The sequence below is a fragment of the Roseovarius sp. genome, assembly GCF_040223625.1.
Lineage (GTDB): Bacteria > Pseudomonadota > Alphaproteobacteria > Rhodobacterales > Rhodobacteraceae > Roseovarius.
Window position 1 is genome coordinate 29,605 of record NZ_JAVKFX010000038.1, and the last position, 20,375, is coordinate 49,979.

Annotated in this window: 18 protein-coding genes and 1 pseudogene; 8 read left to right on the plus strand and 11 right to left on the minus strand. The window is 67.3% G+C overall.

The genetic code is table 11. The features are described 5' to 3' along the window. Window positions 1-65: 65 nt before the first annotated feature. The 5 genes from RLN94_RS11265 (at window position 66) to RLN94_RS11285 (ending at window position 4,962) form a co-directional block, all read left to right on the plus strand. Window positions 66-752 carry a GntR family transcriptional regulator gene (locus RLN94_RS11265; protein WP_350122881.1) on the plus strand — a complete coding sequence of 229 codons (687 nt, stop codon included), beginning with the start codon at window positions 66-68 and terminating at the stop codon, window positions 750-752. Continuing rightward, window positions 749-2,305, plus strand: a complete 1,557-nt coding sequence (locus tag RLN94_RS11270) for a sugar ABC transporter ATP-binding protein (protein ID WP_350122878.1) — start codon at window positions 749-751, stop codon at window positions 2,303-2,305. The genes RLN94_RS11265 and RLN94_RS11270 overlap by 4 nt, the downstream gene beginning before the upstream one ends. Then, the gene (locus RLN94_RS11275) at window positions 2,302-3,297 is read left to right on the plus strand and encodes an ABC transporter permease (protein ID WP_350122876.1); all 996 of its coding nucleotides are present in this window, start codon (window positions 2,302-2,304) and stop codon (window positions 3,295-3,297) included. Before RLN94_RS11270 ends, RLN94_RS11275 begins: the two co-directional genes overlap by 4 nt. A 38-nt stretch (window positions 3,298-3,335) precedes the next feature. After that, window positions 3,336-4,301 (plus strand): substrate-binding domain-containing protein, encoded by a 966-nt coding sequence (locus RLN94_RS11280; protein ID WP_350122873.1) that lies wholly within the window; start codon window positions 3,336-3,338, stop codon window positions 4,299-4,301. Between the two features lie 67 nt (window positions 4,302-4,368). After that, the gene (locus RLN94_RS11285) at window positions 4,369-4,962 is read left to right on the plus strand and encodes a DJ-1/PfpI family protein (RefSeq protein WP_350122870.1); all 594 of its coding nucleotides are present in this window, start codon (window positions 4,369-4,371) and stop codon (window positions 4,960-4,962) included. Between the two features lie 100 nt (window positions 4,963-5,062). Here the strand turns inward: RLN94_RS11285 and RLN94_RS11290 are convergent, their stop codons facing one another. From RLN94_RS11290 to RLN94_RS11335, 10 genes and pseudogenes are all read right to left on the minus strand, one after another. Beyond that, window positions 5,063-6,748, minus strand: coding sequence for an amidase (locus RLN94_RS11290; RefSeq protein WP_350122867.1), 1,686 nt, complete (start codon window positions 6,746-6,748; stop codon window positions 5,063-5,065). 89 nt (window positions 6,749-6,837) lie between these two features. After that, complete coding sequence (locus RLN94_RS11295) at window positions 6,838-8,010, minus strand: substrate-binding protein (RefSeq protein ID WP_350122864.1); 1,173 nt, start codon at window positions 8,008-8,010, stop codon at window positions 6,838-6,840. A 23-nt stretch (window positions 8,011-8,033) separates the two neighbouring features. After that, on the minus strand, window positions 8,034-8,735 hold the full coding sequence (locus tag RLN94_RS11300; protein ID WP_350122861.1) for an ABC transporter ATP-binding protein: 702 nt from the start codon (window positions 8,733-8,735) through the stop codon (window positions 8,034-8,036). Then, window positions 8,732-9,448: an ATP-binding cassette domain-containing protein gene (locus RLN94_RS11305; protein ID WP_350122858.1), complete on the minus strand. Its 717-nt coding sequence runs from the start codon at window positions 9,446-9,448 to the stop codon at window positions 8,732-8,734. Before RLN94_RS11305 ends, RLN94_RS11300 begins: the two co-directional genes overlap by 4 nt. Beyond that, entirely contained in the window at window positions 9,445-10,455 is a 1,011-nt protein-coding gene (locus RLN94_RS11310; protein WP_350122854.1) for a branched-chain amino acid ABC transporter permease, read from the minus strand. The genes RLN94_RS11305 and RLN94_RS11310 overlap by 4 nt, the downstream gene beginning before the upstream one ends. Further along, window positions 10,452-11,108 (minus strand): ABC transporter permease subunit, encoded by a 657-nt coding sequence (locus RLN94_RS11315; RefSeq protein ID WP_350122851.1) that lies wholly within the window; start codon window positions 11,106-11,108, stop codon window positions 10,452-10,454. The genes RLN94_RS11310 and RLN94_RS11315 overlap by 4 nt, the downstream gene beginning before the upstream one ends. A gap of 41 nt (window positions 11,109-11,149) precedes the next feature. Continuing rightward, window positions 11,150-11,299 (minus strand): annotated as a pseudogene (locus RLN94_RS11320) (ABC transporter permease subunit); the annotation flags it as partial. After that, complete coding sequence (locus tag RLN94_RS11325) at window positions 11,296-12,411, minus strand: histone deacetylase-like amidohydrolase (RefSeq protein WP_350122848.1); 1,116 nt, start codon at window positions 12,409-12,411, stop codon at window positions 11,296-11,298. The pseudogene RLN94_RS11320 and the gene RLN94_RS11325, both read right to left, overlap by 4 nt. A gap of 87 nt (window positions 12,412-12,498) precedes the next feature. Next, window positions 12,499-15,111 carry a winged helix-turn-helix domain-containing protein gene (locus tag RLN94_RS11330; RefSeq protein WP_350122845.1) on the minus strand — a complete coding sequence of 871 codons (2,613 nt, stop codon included), beginning with the start codon at window positions 15,109-15,111 and terminating at the stop codon, window positions 12,499-12,501. Window positions 15,112-15,510: 399 nt separating this feature from the next. Continuing rightward, complete coding sequence (locus tag RLN94_RS11335) at window positions 15,511-16,203, minus strand: Hint domain-containing protein (RefSeq protein ID WP_350122842.1); 693 nt, start codon at window positions 16,201-16,203, stop codon at window positions 15,511-15,513. A 216-nt stretch (window positions 16,204-16,419) separates the two neighbouring features. Here RLN94_RS11335 and RLN94_RS11340 point away from each other — a divergent pair, with 216 nt between their 5' ends. Further along, entirely contained in the window at window positions 16,420-17,649 is a 1,230-nt protein-coding gene (locus RLN94_RS11340) for an acyl-CoA dehydrogenase family protein (RefSeq protein ID WP_350122839.1), read from the plus strand. A 26-nt stretch (window positions 17,650-17,675) separates the two neighbouring features. Here the strand turns inward: RLN94_RS11340 and RLN94_RS11345 are convergent, their stop codons facing one another. Continuing rightward, window positions 17,676-18,605, minus strand: a complete 930-nt coding sequence (locus tag RLN94_RS11345; protein ID WP_350122836.1) for a LysR family transcriptional regulator — start codon at window positions 18,603-18,605, stop codon at window positions 17,676-17,678. 101 nt (window positions 18,606-18,706) lie between these two features. On the opposite strand from RLN94_RS11345, the gene metF reads away from it, so the two are divergent. Together metF and RLN94_RS11355 are read left to right on the plus strand one after the other, a co-directional pair. Beyond that, a complete protein-coding gene (metF, locus tag RLN94_RS11350) occupies window positions 18,707-19,579 on the plus strand; it encodes a methylenetetrahydrofolate reductase [NAD(P)H] (protein ID WP_350122833.1) in 873 nt (290 codons plus the stop codon). 181 nt (window positions 19,580-19,760) lie between these two features. Beyond that, a complete protein-coding gene (locus RLN94_RS11355) occupies window positions 19,761-20,258 on the plus strand; it encodes a PaaI family thioesterase (protein WP_350122830.1) in 498 nt (165 codons plus the stop codon). Window positions 20,259-20,375 lie beyond the last annotated feature (117 nt).

Here is a 20,375-nt window from a genome sequence, read left to right on the forward strand (position 1 = left end):
CATACGACATCCTATCGGTGTTAAGGTCAGCCTTGTCAAGGATGCTGAAGACCGGGGAGGAGCGCATGGCTGTAACGACGGATCACGACCAGAAGGGCGGGTTCGTGCGGCCTTCCAGCATTGCCGATAGCGTTCACGAACGAATCTACGAGCGCCTCATGTCGCTGGAAATCCCGCCGGGCGCGCGCATCACCATCGACGGGCTTGCGCGCGAACTGAACGTCTCGCAAACGCCCGTCCGCGAAGCCCTCACCCGGCTCGAGCGCGAGGGCCTCGTGCGCAAGGCGCACCTCATCGGCTACTCCGCCTCGCCCCAGCTTACCCACAAGGAATTCGACGACCTCTACAAGTTCCGCCTCATGCTCGAACCCGAAAGCGCGCGCCAGGCCTGCATGAAGCTGACGCCCGAATCCCTCGCCCGCATCGAGGCCGCGGCGGCCGACATGGAAAAGGGTGAACCGCCTGTCGACCGCAACAGCCGGTATTCGCGCTTCGCCCGGGCCGACGCGCATTTCCACGACGAGATCCTGCGCGTGGCCGATAACGGCTTCGTGCGCCAGGCGCTCAACGACCGGCACATCCACCTGCATATCTTCCGCCTGATGTTCCACACCCGCGTCACCCAGGAGGCGCTGGAAGAACACGAGCGCCTGCTCGCCGCCTTCCGCGACGGCGATGCAGAGGCCGCCCGCCTGGCGATGCACGATCACATCGCCCGGTCGCGTGACCGGCTTGCGGCAGCCTTCGAATGAACCGGCCGGCGACCGATAGGGCGGGCACCCTTGCCACGCAGGATGCGGTGCTGCATGCCGAAGGCCTGTCCAAGGCCTATGGGCCCATCACCGTCCTGAGCGACGTGACGCTCGACATCCGGCCGGGCGAGGTCCACGCGATCATCGGCGAGAACGGCGCCGGCAAGTCGACGCTGATGAAGCTCCTCTCCGGCCACGCGGCGCCGACCGACGGCACCATGTCGATGGCCGGCGCACCGGTCGCCTTCGCCGATGCCGTCCAGGCCGAGGATGCGGGCATCGTGCTGGTCCACCAGGAAATTCTGCTCGCGCCCGACCTGACGGTGGCCCAGAACCTGTTCCTCGGGCGCGAGCTTTCCCGCTTCTTCGCGGTCGACGACAAGCGGATGAACCGGCGCACGGCCGAGGTGCTGGCACGGGTCGGGTCGGTGGCACGCCCCACCTCTCTGGTCGGCCACCTGCCCCTGGCCCAGCGCCAGCTCGTCCAGATCGCCCGCGCCCTGCTCGACGACCGCAAGGTGATCATCCTCGACGAACCGACCGCGATGCTCGCCAATGACGAGGTCGACGCGCTGCTCGGCATCGTCCGCAAGCTTCGCGCCCAGGGCGTCGCGGTCCTCTACATCTCGCACCGGCTGGAAGAGGTCGAGGCGATCGCCGACCGGGTGACGGTCCTGCGCGACGGAAAGATGATCGGCACCTGGCCTGCAGAGGACCTGAACCAGCGCCAGATGGCCGAGCTGATGGTCGGGCGCGAACTCTCGATGCTCTACCCGCCGAAACGGGGACCGGCCACGGCCGACCCGATCCTGGTGATCGACGAGCTTTCCGTAGATCACGGCAAGGTCTCCGGCTCCTTCAGCGTCCGGCCGGGCGAGGTGCTGGGCATCGGCGGCATGATCGGCGCGGGCCGCACGGAACTGATCGAAGGCCTGATGGGGCTCCGCCCCGCCCAGGCGCGCGCGATCCGGGTCGCCGGCACGCCCGTCGTCAAACCCGATGTGGGCACGCTGATGGCGGCGGGCGTCGTCTACCTGACCGAGGATCGCAAGGGCAAGGGGCTGCTGCTGAACGAGGGGCTGGGGCCGAACCTGACGCTGCAGGCGCTGAACACGATCAACCCCGGCCTGCGGCTCGACCGCCGGACGGAACGCGCCACGCTCACGGCGGCGGTGCAGGACTACGACATCCGTGTCCGCGCCCTGTCGGTCGAGGCCGGCCAGCTTTCGGGCGGCAACCAGCAGAAACTCCTGCTCGCCAAGGTGATGCAGGCCAACCCGTCCGTCGTCATCATCGACGAACCGACACGCGGCATCGACATCGGCAACAAGACGATGATCTACCGCTTCATCGACGACCTGGTGAGGGCCGGAAAGGCCTGCGTGGTGATCTCGTCCGAACTTCCCGAACTCGTCGGCCTCTCCGACCGCGTGCTGGTGATGCGCGGTGGACGTTTCGTGGCCGAACTGACCGGGGAAGACATCACCGAGCAGAACGTCGTCTATGCCGCCGCAAGCAGCGGCACCGGGACCGAGGGGAGGAAACGCGCATGAGCAGCGCCGAAATCGCAGACACGCCGGAAAGCGAGGGCTTCAGGATCCGCTGGGGCGACATGGCCCCGTTCATCGCGCTGGCGGTGATCGTCCTGCTGGGCGCCCTGATCAACTCGAACTTCGTGTCGTCGAACAACCTGCTCAACGTCATCACGCGCAGCGCCTTCATCGCCATCATCGGCGTCGGCGCCACCTTCGTCATCGCCACAGGCGGGCTCGACCTGTCGATCGGCTCGATGCTGGCCTTTGTCGTCGGCGTCATGATCATGGCGATGAACGCGCTCGCCCCCTCGCTCGGGGCCTGGGCCATTCCGGCCGGCGCGCTCGTGGCCCTGGCGGTGGGCTCGCTCTGCGGGTTGCTGAACGGGCTCATCGTCACGGTCGGGCGAATAGAACCCTTCATCGTCACGCTCGGCACGATGGGGATATTCCGCGCGTTCATCACCTTCATGACCGATGGAGGCTCGCTGTCGATCGACAACAGCCTGCGCAGCGCCTACCGCCCGGTCTATTTCGGCGATTTCCTCGGCGTGCCCTACCCCGTGCTGATCACCCTGGTGATTGCCCTGCTCGGCGCCTTCATCCTCTACCGGACGAAATACGGCCGCCGGGTCACCGCCGTGGGCTCCAGCGCCGACGTGGCGCGCTTCTCGGGCGTTCACGTGGGCCGCATCCGCACCATGGCCTTCGTGATCCAGGGCTTCTGCGTCGCCGTCGCGGCGATCTGCTACGTGCCGCGCCTCGGCGCCGCCACGCCCACCACCGGCCAGCTCTGGGAGCTGCAGGTCATCACCGCCGTCGTCATCGGCGGCACGCTCCTGCGCGGCGGCAAGGCCCATATCTGGGGCACCGTCGCCGGCGCACTCATTCTCGAGGTCATCGCCAACGTCATGGTCCTGTCGGACATGGTGTCCGAGTACCTCGTGGCCGCGGTCCAGGGGGCGATCATCATCATCGCCATGCTGGCTCACCGCTTCACAAGTGCCCGCTAGAAACGCGGGCTTACTATCACCCAACGGAGGAGGGGAAGATGAAAAACAGGAAAACAGGTACGACCTTCGTGTCGGCCGCACTACTCGCAGGGGGGCTGACCGCGACCGTCGCCCAGGCCCAGGACAAGGAGTTCACCATCGCGGTCTCCATCCCGGCCGCGACCCACGGCTGGACCGGCGGCGTGGTCTACCACGCGCAGGAAGCCGAAAAGCAGCTCGAGGCCGCCTATCCCAATATCGACGTCATCGTCTCGACGGCCTCCTCGGCCACGGCCCAGGTCTCATCGCTCGAGGATCTGTCGGCCACCAACGAGCTTGACGCCCTCGTGATCCTGCCATTCACCTCCGAGGAACTGACCGGCCCGGTCGAGCAGGTCGCCTCGAACGGCACCTTCATCACCGTCGTCGACCGGGGCCTGTCCGACGAATCGATCCAGGACCTCTACGTCGCCGGGGACAACATCGCCGTGGGGGCCAACACCGCCGAATGGCTGGTCGAGAAGCTTGGCGGCGAGGGCGAGATCGTCGTGCTGCGCGGCATCCCCACCGTGATCGACGACGAGCGGATCCAGGGCTTCACCGAGGTGATCGAGAAAACCGACATCGAGATCCTCGACATCCAGTACGCCAACTGGAACCAGGACGAGGCCTTCACGCTGATGCAGGATTACCTCGGCAAGTATCCCAACATCGACGCGGTCTGGGCGAATGACGACGACATGCTGCTCGGCGTGCTCGAGGCGGTCGACATGGCCGGCCGGGACGACGTGAAATACGCCCTTGGCGGCAACGGCATGAAGCAGGTGATCGAGATGGTGAAAGCCGGCGACGAGCGCACGCCGATCTCGACCCCCTACCCGCCGTCGATGATCGCCTCGGCGATGTACATGACGGCGGCTCAGTTCGCCGGCCAGGCCCCGATGCGCGGTTCGTTCAAGCTGGACGCACCGTTGATCACCCCCGAGAACGCGGACCAGTTCTATTTCCCGGACTCCCCGTTCTGATCACCCCCGAACACGGTCCGGCCTACCCGGGGCCGGACCGACCCACCCAAGACGCCAGGAGGCACAGATGAGCGGCAAGAAAATCCTCATGCTCACCGGAGAATTCACCGAAGAATACGAGATCTACGTCTACCAGCAGGGCATGGAGGCGGTCGGCCACACCGTCCACGTGGTCTGCCCCGACAAGAGGGCAGGCGACATGATCGCCACCTCGCTGCACGATTTCGAGGGGCATCAGACCTACACCGAGAAGCCCGGCCACAACGCCGAGATCAACAAGACCTTTTCCGAGGCCGAAGCCGAGCTCGACAGCTACGACGCGGTCTATGCGGCCGGCGGCCGTGGCCCGGAATACATCCGCACCGACCCGCGCATCCAGGCGATGGTCAAGCACTTCCACGACACCGGCAAACCGATCTTCACCATCTGCCACGGGGTACAGATCCTGATGGCGGTGCCCGGGGTGCTCAAGGGCAAGACCGTCGCCGGCCTCGGCGCCTGCGCCCCCGAGGTGACCGCCGTCGGCGGCACCTATTACGATGCCGACCCCAAGGAAGCCTATGTCGACGGCACCATGGTCTCGGCCAAGGGCTGGACCGCGCTGGCCGCCTTCATGCGCGAATGCCTCAAGGTTCTTGGCACCGAGATCCGCCACAGCTGAGCCGACACTCAAATCCCGACCGGCGAAGGGTTTCGGCCAGATGACCCTTCGCCGTGCGATCCCGGATCCGCCGCCCCGCTCCTTCCCCGCGTAGCGCCCGTCAACGCGTTCTCGGCGGAGGCACGCGATAGGGCCCGGTGGCCTCGAACGCACTGGCGCAGGAGAGCAGGTCGTTGTCGGACCAGCCCCGCCCCGCGAAGGTCAGGCCGACCGGCATCCCGATATCATCCGCAATGCCCATCGGCACGGTGACCGTGGGAACGCCGCAATGGCGGATCGCCAGGTTTCCGTTCGCCACCCAGGTGCCGTTGCGCCATGCCAGATCGGCCGAGGCCGGTGTAACGTCGGCATCCGCAGGCCCGATATCGGCCACCGCCGGGAAGATCACCGCGTCCAGCCCGAGCTTGTCCAGCCAGTCCTCCAGATCTTCGCGCCGCGTCGCCTCCAGCCCCTCGAGCCCCTCCGCGACCCCAGGAACGTCCCGGAAATCTTCGACCGCCTGCGCGCGGGCAAAGGCCGGGTATTCGGCAATGTCGTGCTCGAACCCGAAATAGCGGTCCGGCAGGGCCCCCTCGGGTTGGGGAAAAATCGCTGCGCCGTCGACGTCGCTCAGGCGGCTCAACCGCGGATCGGCATTCAGGCGCAGGAACGTGTCCCACGACCATACCGACAGGTCCCAGACTTCGCGCTTGAAGAACGCCTCCGGGACAAGGCCGCGGCTCCGGATCGTGGGCGCCCCCGGGCGGTCGCCTTCGTAGTTCGTGACAAGCGGAAAGTCGGTCACGACCACCTCTGCCCCGGCCGCCTCCAACGCCGCGCGCGCACGCTCCATGAGGCGAACGAAGGAGGGCCGGGTGTCGATCCGCTGACCCGTGGGGCCGCCGATGCCGCCCGCGGGGTTGGTCCCCGCCTCCGGATCGGCGTTGATATACATCGCAGGCAGCGCGAAGCGCCGGCCTTCCAGCGTCGCCGTATCGGCCAGGGCGGAATACGAGTCCGGCCGAACCTGCGAGGCCGCCGGTATCGAAACCCACGGCTGCATCCGCCAGCAATCGCCCTCGGTCTCGGGATCGTCGGCGACGAGCACGTCGAGGAGCGAAAGCATGTCCGCCATGCTCCTGGTATGCGAAACGACCACGTCCATCGTCGGAACAAGCGGCCAGTTGCCGCGAACCGAAATCACCCCACGGCTGGGTGTGTATGCGCAGAGCGCGTTGTTCGCGGCGGGCGCCCGGCCGCTCGACCATGTCTCTTCGCCGAGGCCGAAAGCCGCGAAGCTTGCCGCCGTCGCGGTGCCCGAGCCGTTCGAGGAGCCCGAGGCAAAGGCCGCCGTGAGGAAATCGGCGTTATAGGGGGATTCGGCCCGCCCGTAGAGCCCGCGCTGCATCCCGCCATTGGCCATCGGCGGCATGTTCGTCAGACCGATCAGGATCGCGCCCGCCGCACGTAGCCGGGAAATGACGAAGGCGTCCTCGTTGGCGACAAGATCCGCAAAGGCCGGCGAGCCGCTGGCCACGGTCATGCCGCGCACCTTGTAGCTGTCCTTGGCGGTATAGGGGATCCCGTCGAACGCCGAAAGCGGTCGCCCCGCGGCCCGGCGCGCATCCGACGCGCGCGCCTCTGCAATGGCATCCGGGTTCAGCACCGGCACGGCGTTCAGCCGGATCCCGCCTTGATCGAACCGGGCGATGCGGTCGAGATAGGCCGACACCAGTGCCTCCGCCGTTGTCTCCCCCGACGCGAGTGCCGCCTGCAAATCCGCGATCGACGCCTCTACCACGTTCATGTCCCGCTCCTCGTCTGTCGAACCGGCCGCCTGCCATGTTTGCCGCGGGCACCGGGCAAAAGCCCCGAACGCCCGCGGCCTTTCCCCGCCTAGCTCAGCGAACAGTTCGGATCGCTCGCCTCGACCCGTCCGAAATGCTCGACGATATCGAACAGCCCGTCTGCCCGCGCCCGGCCGATGATGGAGTTGGTGGACATGATATTGGTTTCGGGCGACACCGACACCGTGCCCTGCTGCGCCTCCAACGTCATGCTCGTCATCGCCTCGACCACCTCGGCATCCGTCGCGCCGCCCGTCTGCTCCACCGCCGCCGCGTAGAGCATGAACCCCGTGTAGGCCGCCTCGGAAATGGAGTTGACCAGCGCATTCTCCCCGAACATCTCGCGATACGCCGCGACGAAGGCGGCGTTCTCGGGGCTGTCGATGGTGGTGAAGTAGGACTGTGCCGACAGCATGCCCTCCGCCTCGCCATCCGGCAGTGCGCTGGTGGTGAAGACCTCGTCGAAGGCCTGGGTCACGTAGTCGGGCTTCATGTCGAAGCTGCGGTACTGCTTGACCGCCGTGATCGCGTCGTTGCCCACGACCATGGTCCAGACCATGTCGGGGTCGACCTCGCGCACCTTCTGCATCGACGGGCCGAAATCCTGCGTGCCGAAGGGGAACAGGTCCACGCCCACGACCTCGCCGCCGTGCTTTTCAAAGGCCTCCTGGATGATCCTCGACGACACCTGCGCCCAGGCATAATCCGACCCCTGAATGTAGCAGGTCTTGCCGACATTCTCGATCAGCCAGGGCACGTAATTGTCGATCTGCTGGTTGGGCACGCCACCGGTGGCGATCATGAAGGGGTCGCATTCCCCGCCCTCGAAATAGGTCGGGTAGACATAGAGCTTCTTGGCCGGGCCGGTGACCGAAAGCGTCGCGGTCCGCTCCAGGCTCAGGATGCCGCCCATCATCACGTCCACATTGTCCGAGAACAGCAGCTTGCGCGCCTTGTCCACCGCGCCCTTGGTGCTGGTCTGGTTGTCTTCGATGATCAGGTTCACCTCTCGCCCGCCGATGCCGTTCTTGGCATTCAGCTGCGCCGCGGCCAGCTTGTAACAGTTGGCCAGCGTCTCGCCCAGGATCGCGGACAGCCCGGTGATCGGCGCCGTGACGCCCACGTTGATCACGTCGGCGGCGCGCAGGATCGACGGCGCCCCGAAGGCCAGCACACCCGCCGCCCCGGTGGATTTCAGCATTTGTCGTCTCGAGATACTCATGGTTTTCTCCTGTTGGTTCATTTTCAGATGGCCAGATGACGGGCGACGAATTCCTCGTCGTCCAAGAGCGTGGGCGGGCCTTCGGCCACGATCTTTCCCTTGTCCATGACAAGGCAGCGATGGGCGGCGGTGCGGATCAGGTTGAGGTTCTGCTCGACCAGCAGGACCGACAACCGCCGCTCCTTCACGATCCGGGTGATCAGGTCGCCGATAAGATCGACGATATTGGGCTGAATGCCTTCCGACGGCTCATCCAGCAGCAGCACCTTCGGCTTGCCGCACAACGCGCGCGCCAGCGCAAGCTGCTGCTGCTCGCCCCCCGACAGCGTGCCGCCCATCTGGCCCAGACGCTCGCGCAGCCGCGGGAACAGCTCCAGCACGTCCTCCATGGCATCGGCGTCATGGCCGCCCGCCGCGCGCATGCCGGTCAACAGGTTTTCCTCGATCGTCAGCTTCGCGAAGATCTGCCGGCCCTGCGGAACGTACCCGATCCCGGCGCGGGCAAGCGCGTAGGGCTTCATTCCGCCCGTGTCCTTGTCCAGGAACCGGATCGTGCCGCCGGATTTCGGCAGATGGCCGGTCAGCACCCGCATCAGGGTGGTCTTGCCCACACCGTTGCGGCCGATGACGGTCAGAACCTCCTCTTCGCCCAGCTCGAAGGACAGGTCGTTCAGCACGTTGATGGTGCCGTACCCGCCGGTCAGGTCCCGTGCCGACAGGATCATGTATGCCTCCCCAGGTAAATGTCGCGCACCTCCTCGTCCTCGGAGATCGTCTGGAAATCCGAATCCCGCAGCAGGGCGCCCTGGTGCAGCACGACCGTCCGACAATCCAGCGCGCGCACGAAACTCATGTCGTGTTCGATCGCCACGACGCTGCAGACCTGCGCGACCTCCCGGGCGATCTCGGCCGTCCGGGCGGTCTCCTCCGGGGTCATGCCGGCCGTCGGCTCGTCCAGCAAAAGCACGCGCGGGCGGATCGCCAGAACCATGCCGATCTCCAGCCACTGGCGGTGCCCGTGCGACAGGTTGCAGGCCAGCGTATCGGCCTTCGCCGTCAAGCCGACACGTTCGAGAACGGCGTCGACACTCATGCCGCCCCCACGCGCGGCGCCGGGACCGTTCAGCGAAACCTCGATATTCTCCCGCACGCTCAGATCGTCGAAGGTGCTGGGCACCTGGAACTTGCGTCCGATTCCCGCGCGCACGATGTGATGCGGCTTCCAGCCCGTGATGTCCTGTCCGGCGGTCAGGACCTGTCCGCTGTCGGGCTTGATGACGCCGGTGATCAGGTTCAGCAGCGTGGACTTGCCCGCACCGTTCGGCCCGATGATCGCCACCAGTTCCTTCGGCGCGACCGACAACGAGACATCGCGCGTGGCGCGCACCCCGCCGAAACTTACCGCAAGGTGACGGGTTTCGAGGGCGGCATCGCTCATGACATCCGCCCCCCTGTCAGCCTGCGCCCGAGCCGGCCCAGCCACGGCAACAGCCCGTTCGGCGCGGTGAAGACCAGGATGACGAAGCCGACACCCACGACCAGCGGCCACAAGGCCGCGCTGACCGAGGAGATCTCCTGCTGAAAGCGCATCACCAGGAAGGTGCCGACCACCGGCCCCACCAGCGTGCCCCGCCCGCCAACGACGACCCACATGATCACCTCGGTCGAAAGCAGCAGGCCCACCAGGTCGGGAACCACGATGCCGGACGTGGCGGCATAGAGCGCCCCGGCAAGCCCCGCGATGCCCGCCGACAGCATCAGCGCCTTCAGCAGCTCCGCCGACGTGTCGTAGCCAAGCGACTGGGCGCGGGTCTCGTTGCACTGGATCGCGGTCAGCACCTTGCCCGTGTGGCCCGCGCTCAGCATCGCGACCACGAAATAGAGCAGCACAAGCGCGCCCAGCGCGAGGTAGAGAGAGCTGGTGGGCGAATAGAACACGACCCCCCCCAGCGTCAGCGGCGGCACCCCGACGAGGCCCGCATCGCCCCCGGTGACCGCCACCCAGGATATCGCCAGTTGCTGCGCGATCACCCCGAGCGCCAGCGTCACGATGGTAAAGAAATCGCCCCGTATGCCGGCGAACAGAAGGAAATAGCCGATGACACAGGCCACCACCACCGGCAGGGCCACGGCCGCGCCAAGCCCGGCCAGCGAGCCCGCGGTGCCGCCCAGCCCCGGCGCGACCAGCGCATAGGCATAGGCGCCCACGCCGAAGAACACCGCGTGCCCGAAGCTGAGCTGACCGGTCTTTCCCCAGAAATAATCCAGTGACAAGGCGAACAGGCCGAAAATGGCCGCGTCCCGCACGGCCGTCGTGTTGTAGTAATCGAGGAAGGGCGACGCCACCAGCACCAGCCCCGCCAGCACCACGAAGATCACCGTGTGGCTCCGGTCCTTGCGGAACAGCTCCCCCAGGGCCCCCGATCCGGTGTTCCGCGGGCTCATGGCTTCACCAGGCCCTGCGGCCGGAACCGCACCAGGATGATTGCCAGCAACAGGACGATGGCGCGCGACAGGCTGGGCGACAGCTGGTAGGCGATCAGGCTGTCCAGCCCCCCGATGAAGGCGCTGCCCGCCAGCACCCCGCCCATCGAGCCGACACCGCCCACGATCACCACGAAGAACGAATTGGCCAGGTAGTTCACGCCGATCTGCGGCAGGATCGACACCAGCGGCGCCACGAGCGCCCCCGCGACGGCGGCGACCGCACTGCCGATGGCAAAGGAGATCGAGAAGGTCCGCGCCGTGTTGATCCCGACCGATTCCGCCATCTCCCGGTTCTGGATCACCGCCCGCAGGTCCAGCCCGAGTGAGGTTCGCCGCATCGCGATGGCCAGGGCCACGAAGATCAGCAGCGCCAGCGCGATCAGTAGCAGCCGGTAGGCGGGATAAGCCGTGCCCATGATCTCCACCGCGCCCTTGATCGGCGCGGGCACCGTGCGGGCTCCGGTCCCGAAGGCCAGTTGCAACAGTTGCTGGAACGCCAGGCTGACACCCCAGGTCGCCAGGATCGCCTGGATCGGCCGGTGATAGAGATGCCGCACGATGCCCCATTCCAGCAGCAGCCCGCCAAGGGCCCCCACCGCCATCGCCAGCACCAGCCCCCCACGAAACCGAGCCCCGCGTCATGCGCCACCACCATGGCAAAGGCACCGATGGCAACGAACTCGCCATGCGCCAGGTTCAGCACGCGCATCAGGCCGAAGATGATGGCCAGCCCAAGCCCGACCAGCATCAGGATGCTGGTCAGCGTCGCGGCGTTCAGCAGGATGACGATCAGGTCACTCACTGCGCGACCTGCCTTTCGCGCAGCGCCGGCTGGCCCGCGATGGCGCGTTCGATGGCCTCCCTCTGGTGCGGCTGCAGGTCCTGTCCCGGCCAGCCCGCCACAACCTCCTGCAGCGGATCCCTGACGTCGGTGCGCTGCCCCGACATCTCCTCCAGCATCGCCATCGCGCAATAGGGCACGTAGGCCTCGCTATAGCCCCCCTCGTGCACCGCCAGCAGCCGGCCCATGCACAGCTCCGCCGCACGTTCCATCAGCCGCGCGGTCATCCAGCGATAGGTCTCGCTGTCCAGCATCTGCCGCGCCAGCGGGTCGAACCCGTTGGCATCGAACCCGGCGGCGATCACGATCAGATCGGGCGCGAAAGCGTCGAGCGCCGGCAGCACCGCCCGCTCGAACGCCGCCTTGTAGGCCCCGATCCCCGATCCGGCGGGAAGTGGGATGTTCAGGTTGTACCCCTCCCCCGCCCCGGCACCGCGCGCGTCATGCCCGCCGGTTTCCGCCGGATAGTTGCCGTCCTGATGAATCGAGATCGTCAGCACATCCGCGCTGTCATAGAACGCCTGCTCGGTCCCGTTGCCGTGATGCACGTCCCAGTCCACCACCGCCACGCGCCCCACGCCCAGCGTCGCCTGCGCGGCCATGATCGCGACCGAGATGTTCGCCAGAAGGCAGAAGCCCCGCGCGCGGTCGCGCTCCGCATGATGACCGGGCGGGCGCACCAGCGCATAGGCATTCTCGACATGGCCGGACAACACCGCCTCCATCGCGCTCAGCACACCGCCGGTGGACAGCCGCGCGATCTCGTACCCGCCTGCCGAAAACTGCACCGACTCGCCGGCGACACCGCCGGTCCTGTCGACCTGCTTGAGGTAATCGAGGTAATCCTGCGTGTGAAATCGCAGCAGGTCCGCCTCGGCGATCAGGCGCGGCTTCAGCGGCACCAGGTGGTCGCTCAGCCCGCTCGCCTCGACCATGTTGCGGATGCGCCGCTTGCCTTCGGCGGTTTCGGCACTCGGCATGGGCTGATGCACGCCCTCGCAGGGCACGACAAGGATGGCGCTGCCGGGGTCGTGCCACATGTACCTCTCGTGAAACAGAAATCCGGTCGCCATGGTTCCTCCGCATCCTTCGAATCGCCCTTCATCATGCATAGGCGACCGGGGGCGGTCGTGGACCCGTCGCAGGTCGGGGGTCCGGTCTCAGCCGCCCCGTACTTTGGTATGGGCCGGGATCAGCCCAAGCTGCTGCGCGCTCAGAATGGCCTGGGCCCGGTTCTTCACCGAAAGCTTGGAATAGATGTTGCCGAGGTGCCATTTCACCGTCGGCAGCTTCATACCCAGGTTGCCGCCGATCTCCTCGTTGGTGTTGCCGAGGGCGACCTGCGCCAGCACCGCCTGCTCCCGCCGGGTCAGCTCCTCCAGCAGCATCGCCTGCCCGCCCTGCGCGGCCGGGCGGGCGGTCGCGGCGGCCCCCGCCCGTGCGGCGGCCAGCAACTGGTTGATATAGTTGCGAATGCCCGGGTCGGCAGTCAGCGACGGATCCCGCGAGATGTGCCGAAGGATATCGGTGATCTGCGGCCCCTCGTCGAGGAAGGTACGCACGAACCGTTCCCCCTCGGACAGGCGCAGCGCCTCCGTCAGCGCGGCGCCGGCATCCTGCATCTGTCCGAGGTTGTGAAAGGCCAGCGCCCGCAGCACCAGCACCTCGATCTCGCGGCGCTTGCGCTGCGCCGCGTGGTTCTGTTCCAGCAATGTCTCCGTCGCCTTTATCGCGCCAAAGGATTCATCCTCCGCGATCATGCGCCGGATGACGGCGATCGCCGCGAATTCCCGCACGAAATCCGGCCCCTCCTCCCCGGGGCCGGCGGCCCGCGGCCGACCGGGCGGCGGGCTGACATCCGCGCGATCGGCGGTCAGCCGCAGCCGCTCGGCAATCAGCCGGTCCAGGTAGCGCTCGAACTTCATCTTGGGTTGCAGGCTGGCAAGGTCCAGCTTGCGGACCGCCTCGTCCCGGTGCCCGGCCGCCGCCAGCAGCCTTATCTCCAGCAGGTCTATGGAAATCTGCTGCACCACCAGCGCCCAGGACCGCGCCACCTTGTGATGCTCACGGAACAACTGCTCTGCCGCGCGCAGATCGTTGTATTCGTAAAGGATTTCCGCAAGCGCCACACTGGCCAGCGCCTCGGGATAGGATCCCGGCCCCAGCCGCGCCTGGCTGTCGCGGATCGACTGGCGCAGGATCTGCTCGGACAGGCGCAGGTTGCCGGCGTTCTTTTCGGTCAGCCCCAGAAGAAGGTCTGCCATGAAGACGCCAAAGTAATGCCGCGCCGCGGAATGGACGGCCCGGGCCTGTTCGAAATATCGCCGGGCGCTGGAAAGCTCGCCGAGCGCCAGATCGACATGCCCCAGGATATTGGCCAGTGTCCCCGACAGGTGGGGGCGGTCGGGGGGCAGCCGTTCCAGCAACCCCTTGCCCTTCTCCTTCGCGGCGGGGAAATTCTCCATCGCGCTCAGCATGCCGACTTCCATGACGCTGATCTCGCTCGGTGCGATCCCCGCGTCGTGATCCGCCGCGCGCAGCACCTCCATGGCCAGCCTGGCCTCTTCCAGCCGGGTGGCCGCATCCTCGGGGCTGGCGCCCTGCATCAGCAGCCACAGATGGCACAGCACGATTCCCGGCCTGTCCCGCTGAACGTCCGCCGGGATCATGTCCAGCAGCCGCCGGGTTTCCAGCACGTAGCCCTGCAACAGCCGGTTCACCGCGTGCTTCTCCACCAGCTGGACCGCCCGTTCTTCCAGCTCCGCGAGCAGGGCATGGCGCACCGCCTCGACGATCCGGTCCTCCTTCTCGAACCACTGGCTCGCCCGGGCCGAGATGTCGCGCCGCTGCGCCTCGCCGACCCGCGCCAGAAGAAGCTCCTGAAACAGGTGGTGATAGCGATAGCGCCCCTCCGGCCCGTCCAGCCGGATCAGGAACAGATTGCGTTCACCCAACTCGCGCAGGCGGTCGGCGGCGTCGGGCCATCCCAGGATGCCCTCACAGGTCTCGACCGAGAACTGCGTCAGCGCCGCCGTCTCGAACATGAAACGGGCAAGGTCTTCCGGCAGGTGCCTCAGCACCTCGTCGAACAGGTATTCCGAGATCTGATCCTGCGCATTGGCCTGGTCGAAGACGGACCGCGTCGCGGCGGTTCCGGTCATGTTCGACAGGCTGATCGCCGCCATCCGCATCCCCGCGGGCCAGCCCTCGGTTCGGTCGTGGATCTCCGCAATGGTATGTTCGGGAAGCACGGCCTGGCAGTTTCCTTCGAAGAAGGCCGCGGCCTCCTCCGCGGTGAAGCGCAGGTCCGCCTGTCCCAGCTCCAGCACATCGCCCGACAGCCGCAGCCGCGCCAGCGGGAAATCCGGCTTCTTGCGGGTGGTCAGCACCAGGTTCAACTGCGCCGGCATCGCCTTCATCAGCCGCTCGACAAAAGTGGCGGCGAGCGTGCCGCGGATCAGATGATAATCGTCGAGGAACAGCACCAGCCGCTCCTGTTCCGGAACGACGGCGCGCGCCAGCCCCTCCAGCAACTCCCGCTCGGGGAAGGCCACGGCGGACCGCAGCAACGCCAGCAGCCGCGGGCCCGTGTCGGGCGCCAGCCCGGTGAGCGATTTCAGCAGCTTTTCCACGAACTGCTCCGGCGACGCGTCGCTTTCGTCAAGGCCGATCCAGCCGCGCGGCACCTGCGCCGCGCCCAGCCGATGCCACCACTGCCGCGCCACGTGCGACTTGCCATACCCCGCCGGGGCCTGAACGATCAGCAGCTTCACCGGCCAGGCACCCTCGATTCGCGAAATCAGAGCATGCCGGGCAATGAACCTGGCATCCGCCCCACGGGGCGCCCCGGCAGACAGCGTGTCACCAGGTGGTACGGTCATTCGGGTATCTTCATCACGGTGGCGGTATCCATCGACAGGCGGACAGGCGGACTGGCCCCAGCATAGGTGCAGCGCGACAGCGAGCAAACAACTTCAGCCCTTGTTAGCACGCACCCCGGCCGCCGCATCCATTGATTGCGAGAGACCGGGCGCCACCTCGCCGCCCCCGGCTTGCCGGCCACGCGCAACTTGCCGCATCTGATGAGTCGCGGCGACGCCTGTCCCGCAACATCCTGACGTCATCATCGAGATTGGAAGAATTACTGACGCACGGTCGCGCTCAGCCCCCCGTCACGCCCGCAGCCCCTGCGCCGCCTCCGTCACCGTCAGGCAATGCCGGGCCGGGGTCTGTGCCGTGGCCGCTGCCCGGTCTCCCGACCGCGCCAGCCGCTGGCCGATATCGACCCCCGCCTCCGACAGCGCCCGCAAAAGCACCGGCGTCAGGCGCAGGCTCTCGGTCCAGGTGTTTTCGGCCAGGATCACCTCGTGCTTTTCCATCAGCAGGTGCACGTAACCCACCGGGCCGTCCACGACCCGGCCGATCCCCGGCAGCCCGGTCAGCGCCCGCGCCTCGACCAGCGCCTCCGGTTCGCCCACGCCACGCAGCAGGTCCCGGTCGGTGCTCAGCATCCGGTGCCCGGGCGAGACCACCATGTCCCGCTCAGGCTGGCCCGGCCCCAGCGCGCCCGCCCGGATCGTCACCGGCGCCGTCTCGGCCGACAGCGCCGACCCTGCCACCCGGCGCATGCCCCGCCACACCACCGGCTGAAACCCCCGGTCGCGGGTCAGCAGCATGTCTCCGGGCCGCAGCGTCTCGACCGCCCGCTTGCCGGCCCGCGTCGTCACCATCGTGCCGGGCGTGAAGCAGGGCACGACCCGGTCGGCGGGCGTCTCGCCGCGCCCTGCCGCACCGGGCCGGGACGTGCCGGCGAACGGGCCGTCAAACCCGTCGCCGATCGCCTGTATCGCCTTTGCACTGATCACCCGAAACACCTCTCACACCCGGTCCGCACGGCCCTTTGATCGGGCCAGGGCGACGGGGAAACCGCTCTTGCCCTTGTCCTACCCCGGCTTTGTGGCGGGAATGGGGGATTTCCGGGGATACGTGTTGACATTACGGCGACAATCCTGCCGAAACGGTAAAAAGATGTGGCCGCCCCGCCCCCGGGCCGGGGCCCGCCAAAGGATCAGGAGGCGCGCATGGATTTCTCGATCAGGCCCGAAATCAGGGCGTTGCTCGACCGGGTCGCCGCCATGATCCGAGACGAGATCGCCCCGCTCGAGGCCGAGTATCACGCCGAGATCGCCAAGGGCGACCGCTGGGCCTACACCGACCGGCAGGCCGAGATTCTCGAAGGCCTCAAGGCCCGCGCGAAAGACGCCGGGCTGTGGAATTTCTGGCTCACCGACAGCGACCGCGGCTTTGGCCTGACCACCGTCGAATATGCCTGCTTCGCCGAGGAGATGGGCAAGACCCCCATGGGCGCCGAGGTGTTCAACTGCAACGCCCCCGACACCGGCAACATGGAGGTGTTCGAACGCTACGGCACGCCCGGGATGAAGGACCGCTGGCTCGCCCCCCTGCTCGAGGGCGAGATCCGCAGCGCCTACCTGATGACCGAACCGCAGGTCGCCAGCTCCGACGCCACCAATCTCGAGATGTCCTGCCTCCGCGACGGCGACACCTACCTGCTCAACGGCGAGAAATGGTGGGCCTCCGGCGCGGGCGACCCGCGCTGCAAGGTCTATATCGTCATGGTGAAAACCGGCGGCGACGACCTGCCGAAACACAAGCGCCACTCGATGATCGTGGTCCCCGCCGACACCCCCGGCATCGAGAAACTCCGCCCCATGCAGGTCTACGGCCACGACGACGCGCCCCACGGTCACATGCACATCCGCTTCACCGATGTCCGCGTGCCGGCCGAAAACCTGCTCCTCGGCGAAGGCCGCGGCTTCGAGATCGCCCAGGGCCGCCTCGGGCCGGGCCGCATCCACCACTGCATGCGCGCCATCGGCCAGGCCGAGGCCGCGCTGGAACTGATGTGCCGCCGTGGCATCGCGCGCGAGGCCTTCGGCAAGCCGCTGGTCCAGCTCGGCGCCAATTACGACATCATCGCCGAGTGCCGGATGGAGATCGAACAGGCCCGCCTGCTCTGCCTCAAGGCCGCGTGGATGATGGATCAGGGCGATGCCCGCGCCGCCGCCCCGTGGATTTCCCAGATCAAGGTCGTGGCCCCCCGCGTGGCGCTCAAGGTCGTCGACGAGGCCGTGCAGATGTTCGGCGGCCAGGGCGTCAGCCAGGACGTGCCGCTCTCGGCCATGTGGACCCACCTGCGCACCCTGCGCCTGGCCGACGGGCCCGACGCCGTCCACCGCCGGCAGGTGGCCCGGGCCGAGCTGAGGAAATACACGCAGCAGAAGATGTGAGGCCCGGATCCCAGGCGGAGTAGCCCCTACTCCACCCGATCCACCTCCTTCGCCCGCCGCTGCATCCGCACCGGGATCTCCCTTGCCAGCCGCAACAGGTGCGCCATGAAGGGCTTCTCCCCGTCATCCTCCCGGATCGCCGCGTAAAGCCGCTTGGTCACACCCTGCTCCGTCAGCCGCCGGGTGATGTAATCCGAACTCGCCCGCTGCTCTCGCAGCACCCAGTCGGGCAGCACCGCCACCCCCCGGTTCGAGGCCACCAGCAGCAATATCACCGCCGTCAGCTCCACCTGCCTGACCGCCCTCGGCTCCACCCGCGCGGGCGTCAGCAACTCGGTGAACACATCGAGCCGCGTCCGCTCCACCGGGTAGGTGATCAGCGTCTCGCCCCGCAAATCCTCCGCCTCGATGAAATCCTTCTCCGCCAGCGGATGCTGCGAGGAGGCCACGAAAACCGGCTCGTAATCGAAAAGCGGCCGAAACGTGATCCCCTCCATATCCTCCGGGTCCGACGACACCACCAGATCCACCTCCTCCTTCTGCAGCGCCGGCAGCGCGTCGAAGGCCAGCCCGGGCCGGATATCCACGTCCACATCCGCCCAGGACTTGCGGAACTGCTCCAGCACCGGGAACAGCCACTCGAAACAGGCGTGGCACTCGATGGCGATATGCAGCCGCCCGGCGCTCCCCTGCCGGAGGCTGTCGAACTCCGCCTCCAGCGCCTCGATCTCGGGCAGCACCTTCTCGGCCACCCGAAGCAGGCGCAGCCCCGCCGCCGACAGGCGCAAGGGCCTGGACCGCCTGACGAAAAGCTCCACCCCGGCCTGGTCCTCCAGACCCTTGATCTGGTGCGACAGCGCCGACTGGGTGATGTGCAGAAGCTCCGCCGCCTTCGCCAACCCGCCCGCCTGGTGGATCGCTCGGATCGTCCGCAGATGCCGGAAGTCGATATGCATTATTAGCCAGCCTCATCTAAACCATGAAATTTATGAAGTTGTCTCACGTTCGCGCAAATGCCAGTTAAGGGCAAGCACCCTTTGCAAAGGACTCCGTACCCATGACCGCGCCCTCCGTTTCCTTCGAGTTCTTCCCGCCCAAGTCGCTCGAGGCCTCTTTCCGCCTCTGGGATACCGTGCAGGCGCTGGCCCCGCTCGACCCGGCCTTCGTGTCGGTCACCTACGGCGCCGGCGGCACCACGCGCGAGCTGACCCGCGACGCGGTCGCCACTCTGCACAAGACCTCCGGCCTCAACGTGGCCGCGCACTTGACCTGCGTCGATGCCAGCCGCGAGGAAACCCTGGCCATCGCCGACACCTTCGCCGAGGCCGGCGTGAACGAGATCGTGGCGCTCCGCGGCGACCCGCCCAAGGGCTCGGGTGGCTTCACCCCCCACCCGGACGGCTTCTCCGACAGTTGCGAGCTGATCTCGGCCCTGGCCGAGACCGGCAAGTTCAAGATCCGCGTCGGCGCCTACCCCGAGAAACACCCCGAGGCGGCCGATCCGGGCGCCGATGTAGACTACCTCAAGCGCAAGTTCGACGCGGGCGCGCAGGAGGCGATCACCCAGTTCTTCTTCGAGGCCGATACCTTCTTCCGCTTCCGCGACGATTGCGACAAGGCCGGCATCACCGCGCCCATCCTGCCCGGCATCCTGCCTATCGAGAATTGGAAGGGCGCCCGCCGCTTCGCCGAATCCTGCGGTACCTCGATCCCGAAATGGCTGGCCGACGCCTTCGAGAAGGCCGAGGCGCATGACGACGGCCGCACCGACCTGCTGGCGGTCGCCGTGGCGACCGAGCTCTGCAGCAAGCTGATCGACGGCGGTGTCGAGCACCTGCATTTCTACACGCTCAACCGCCCCGACCTCACCCGCGACGTCTGCCACGCGCTCGGCGTCCGCTCGCGGGTCGAACTGCGCGACGTCGCCTGACCGACACCGACACCGCCTGACACCACTCACGGCTCTCTGGTCGGGGTCACTCCGCCCCCGGTCCCTCGGCCCGGCCACCGCATCCCCATGCTGGCCGGGCCTTTTTTCGTGCCGCAGCGTCGCCCTTGCCCCGCGGCGCGCGCCCGGCTTACGTTGCGTCCAGAAACCGGAGCCCGCCCGCATGACAGACCAGCCCCCCCACGTCGCCCGAACCCTCGACGACCTGCCCGACATACGCGACCTGCTGTCGCGCTCCGGGCTCGAATTCATGCAGGACGTGCTCTCCGGCACCCTCTCCGCCCCCCCGATCGGCGCCACCATGGGCTTCACTCTCGCCAGCGTCGAACCCGGCCGCGTCACCTTCGAAGGCACGCCCGAATTCCCCGTCACCAACCCCATGCGCGGCGTGCATGGAGGCTGGTACGGCGCCATCCTCGACAGCGCCATGGGCTGCGCGGTGATGACCACCCTGCCAAAGGGGCGCCTCTACACCACGCTCGAATACAAGGTGAACATCACCCGCGCCGTGCCCATCGGTGTGGCCATGCGCGCGGTGGGCGAGGTCGGCCATGCCGGCCGCCGCACCGGCGTCGCCTCGGGCGAGCTGCGCGGCATCGAGGACGGCAAGCTCTACGCCACCGCCTCCACCACCTGCCTGATCATGGACGCAGACGGCTGACGCCACCCGCACCCGTGGAGGGGGCGCTGCCCCCAGCGTTGAATTTTCTGCAAAAATTCAACGCTCCCCCCGGGATACTTTTCCCAAGAAGAAGCAGCGCAGGCCCGGGCTTCTTCT